The sequence below is a fragment of the Peptoniphilus sp. genome (assembly GCF_034090345.1).
In the GTDB taxonomy this organism is placed as follows: domain Bacteria; phylum Bacillota; class Clostridia; order Tissierellales; family Peptoniphilaceae; genus Peptoniphilus.
Genome location: NZ_JAXDSS010000107.1, coordinates 1 through 3,733 on the forward strand (window position 1 = coordinate 1; position 3,733 = coordinate 3,733).

General features: G+C 31.9%; 3 protein-coding genes and 1 pseudogene. 2 read left to right on the forward strand and 2 right to left on the reverse strand.

Translation table 11 applies throughout. The annotated features are described in order from the left end of the window. Together SOR77_RS08295 and SOR77_RS08300 are read left to right on the forward strand one after the other, a co-directional pair. Window positions 1-290: pseudogene (locus tag SOR77_RS08295) on the forward strand (phosphoesterase); the annotation flags it as partial. Further along, entirely contained in the window at window positions 286-1,890 is a 1,605-nt protein-coding gene (locus SOR77_RS08300; RefSeq protein ID WP_320636646.1) for a potassium/proton antiporter, read from the forward strand. The pseudogene SOR77_RS08295 and the gene SOR77_RS08300, both read left to right, overlap by 5 nt. A 26-nt stretch (window positions 1,891-1,916) precedes the next feature. Here the strand turns inward: SOR77_RS08300 and SOR77_RS08305 are convergent, their stop codons facing one another. Further along, window positions 1,917-2,717, reverse strand: a complete 801-nt coding sequence (locus tag SOR77_RS08305; RefSeq protein ID WP_320636644.1) for a bifunctional 5,10-methylenetetrahydrofolate dehydrogenase/5,10-methenyltetrahydrofolate cyclohydrolase — start codon at window positions 2,715-2,717, stop codon at window positions 1,917-1,919. Window positions 2,718-2,790: 73 nt separating this feature from the next. Beyond that, window positions 2,791-3,733, reverse strand: a 943-nt coding sequence (locus SOR77_RS08310) for a YeiH family protein (protein ID WP_320636645.1), incomplete at its 5' end; no start/stop codon positions are given.

Sequence of the window (3,733 nt, forward strand, 5' to 3'; positions counted from 1 at the left end):
ATGAGGACTATAATATACTATTGGTACACAGCCCAAAACAATTTTTAGAAAAGGTAAGACCATACGATTTGGTATTAAGTGGTCATAAACATGGTGGACAAGTGAGATTACCTTTTTTAGGTCAAGTATTAGACCATGGGCCCAAACTTTTCCCCAAATATTCAATGGGTTTATATAAGATAGGAGAAACTATTTTATATATAGATTCAGGCCTTGGACAAAGTATATACCTTAGAATTTTAGATAGAGTATCTTATACTCAAGGAACTATAGGAGGAGATCTGTATTAATCTTTTATTAGTAGCGGTAGTTTTATTACTTGCACTGTTCGCAGTTAGAATATCTAATTTTTCAGGCGTTCCATCGTTGTTGCTGTTCATTTTTCTGGGAATAGCATTTAATTTAATGGGATTTAAATTTAACAATTTTGAAATTTCAAATAATATAGCCACATTGTCGCTTATGATTATAATGTTCTATGGTGGGTTTAGTACAAATTGGAATATGGGCAAGCCTGTTTGGAAAGAGAGTGCTGTTTTAAGTACAATAGGAGTCTTTTTAACGGCGATATTTACGGGGCTTTTTTGTCACTATATACTGAAGTTTAAAATGTTAGAGGCAATGCTCTTAGGCTCTGTTATAGCTTCTACAGACTACGCCAGCGTTTCATCTATATTGGTATCAAAAAACTTAAATTTTAAATACTCTACAGCACCACTTTTAGAACTTGAAAGCGGCTCTAATGACCCTACAGCTTATACAATGACATTTGTTTTTATTTCATTAATAGCGGGGCAACAAATTGCAGTTCCAATTATAGTTTTAAAACAAGTAGGCTTTGGAATTTTAGTAGGTTTTGGTTTTGGAGTAGTTGTAAAAAATTTAATAGATAGAATACATTTTGATGAAGACGGATTGTTTACAGTATTTATAGCAGCAACTATGATAGCGACTTATTCTGTGGCAGTTTTAATTGGAGGGAATGGATACTTAGCTATTTATTTATATGGAATATATTTAGGCAATCAACAATTTCTTAGAAAGAGAGATGTTGTATTTTTCTATGACGGGCTTGGAGGTTTAGTTCAAATAGGACTTTTCTTTTTGTTAGGTCTTTTATGTAATGTGAGACATTTAATTTCAGTTTTTCCAGTAGCTTTGATTATAATGTTGTTCATAACATTTGTTGCAAGACCGGCAAGTGTACTTGCGCTTATGAAACCTTTTAATTTGAAGAATACTCAGATAAGTATAATTTCAATTGCAGGTCTTAGAGGAGCAGCAGCAATTGCATTTGCAATAATGGTTGTAAATAGCAAAGTGAAGATTTCCATAGACATATTTCACATAGTTTTTGTAATTTGTCTTTTGTCATCTTTCATACAGGGCTCGTTGATGCCATGGGTGTCTAAAAAATTAAATATGTTGGAATATACTGATACAGTACTTAAGAATTTTAATTTTTATCAAGACAAGTCGGATATAGGTTTTATACAAACTAAGATAGAAAAGGGGTCAAAATGGAATAATATTCCGCTTAAAGATTTCAACTTAACTTTTAATGTGATAGTTGCAAAGATAGAAAGAGAAGGAAAAACTATAGTTCCAAACGGAGAGACTTTAATAAAAGAAGGAGACATTGTAGTTTTAGGCGGAAAAAGTTATTTTGATACGACCGGTTCTAATCTTACTGAAATGACTTTATCTAAAGGGCATAAGTGGGTTGGAAAGAAGATTAAAGAATTAGAATTTAAAGAAAAACAATTAATAGTAATGTTACAAACTTCAGGTAACAAAATAATCGTACCAAATGGAGAAACTTATCTTTTAGAAGGAGATAAAGTTGTAATTTTAAAGCAAAATAAGAAAAAGGCTCAAATTAAAAAATAATTTGGGCCCTTTTTTGTTAATGAAAATTATTTAATTACACTTTCTATTAAAAGTAAGTTTGTAAGTCCGCCAACTCCATTTGGAACGGGACTATAAGCTTGAATTTTGCCTTGAACATCAGCTGAGTTTAAATCGCCTGTAAATCTTCCATCAGCATTTTTAGTTATTGCAATGTCAATTACTATTGCGTCTTCTCTAAAATAAGTTGAATCTAAAAATTCACTTTCACCAACAGCGGTGAATATTATATCCGCTTTTAAGGTATGCTCTTTTAGATTTTTTGTTTTTATATGAGCTATCTCAACAGTAGCAAACCTATTTAGAAGTAACATCGCAAGTGGTTTTCCAACTACATTTGAATGGTTAATTATCAAACAATTTTTGGACACGACATCTATTCCATAGTAGTCAATGAGTTCAATTGAAGCCTTAGGCGCAAGTGGAATAAAACCTGATGTATCACCTGAATATAATTTAGCTTTGTTAATTGGATTCATACAATCTACATCTTTTTCAGGTGCGATTAAGCGGTCTAACTTATCTTCGTCAACTGAAGTTGGTATAGGTCTAAAAATCAAAATACCGGTAACAGATGAATCAGCATTTAGTTTTTCAAGGTCAGAATATGCTTTTTCAGGAGTAGTATCTACGACAACAACATCTAAATTTACTTTGGAAGCTGTAGATTTAATACCCTTTAAATAAGCGTTGTTTCCAAAATTTTCTTCTAATCTAAGAATTGCAAGCTTACTATTTGAAGTAGAATATTTTTTTAAATTTTTAAGTTTTTCCTCATAGAGAGGTTTTGAATATAATATTTTGGTCATTAGTCACCTCTATATAATATTGTTCCAAAGCAACTTAGTTATGTCAATAAAAAAATCCTTCAATTGAGAAGGATTAAACTAATTGCATTAAGTGTTGAATTAACAAACTAACTGTTGCAATAGCTGACCAACAACAGAAGCCGAGGATTATAGCTTTACCACCAGTTTTTATAATGTTTACAATATCGGTGCTAAGGCCAATACCTGCCATAGCCATAGTGATAAAAAACTTAGATAAAGTCTTTAGCGGTTTAAAAAATGCAGGTGAAGCTCCCATTTGTATTGAAACTGTAGTTACTATACTAGCAAGAATAAAGAATAATACGAAGTATGGGAAAATCTTTTTTATACTTACAGAACTGTTAGAGTTCTTTTCTTTTTTTAATCTGATAAAAGCAAGAGTTAAAACTATTGGTATGATAGCTAAAGTTCTTGTAAGTTTAACTATTGTAGCAGTTTCAAGAGTGTTGGCACCTGCGTGTATTCCGTCCCAAACAGTTGCCGCGGCAGTTACAGATGAAGTGTCGTTGATTGCAGTACCTGCAAAAAGTCCAAAGCCATTGTTAGATAGACCTAAGTATTCTCCAAAGCTTGGGAAGATGAGTGCTGCAAGTATATTGAATAAAAATATTACAGAGATTGCCTTTGCTATTTCTTCATCTTCAGCTTCAATAACTGGAGCAGTAGCAGCAATTGCAGAACCACCACAAATTGATGAACCAACACCAACTAAAATTGCGGTATTAGATTGAATTCTTAAAACTTTTTGTAATACATAAGCCACTATTAAAGAAGTTAGAATAGTAGATATAATTATTGGTAGAGAAGTAGCTCCAACTTTAATTACATCAGATAAATTCATTCCAAAACCTAAGAATACGACTGCCAATTGTAATATGTACTTTGAAGTAAATTTGATACCCAGTTGAGTAGAATTTTTTTCTTTATAGAATAAACCGATTAACATACCAACTAAGATTGCAAATACTGCACCACCTATAAGTGGATATTTTCCA

Excerpts from the sequence above, each read along its gene's own strand:
- SOR77_RS08305 (WP_320636644.1), bottom strand. The coding sequence starts at position 2,717 with ATGACCAAAATATTATATTCAAAACCTCTCTATGAGGAAAAACTTAAA.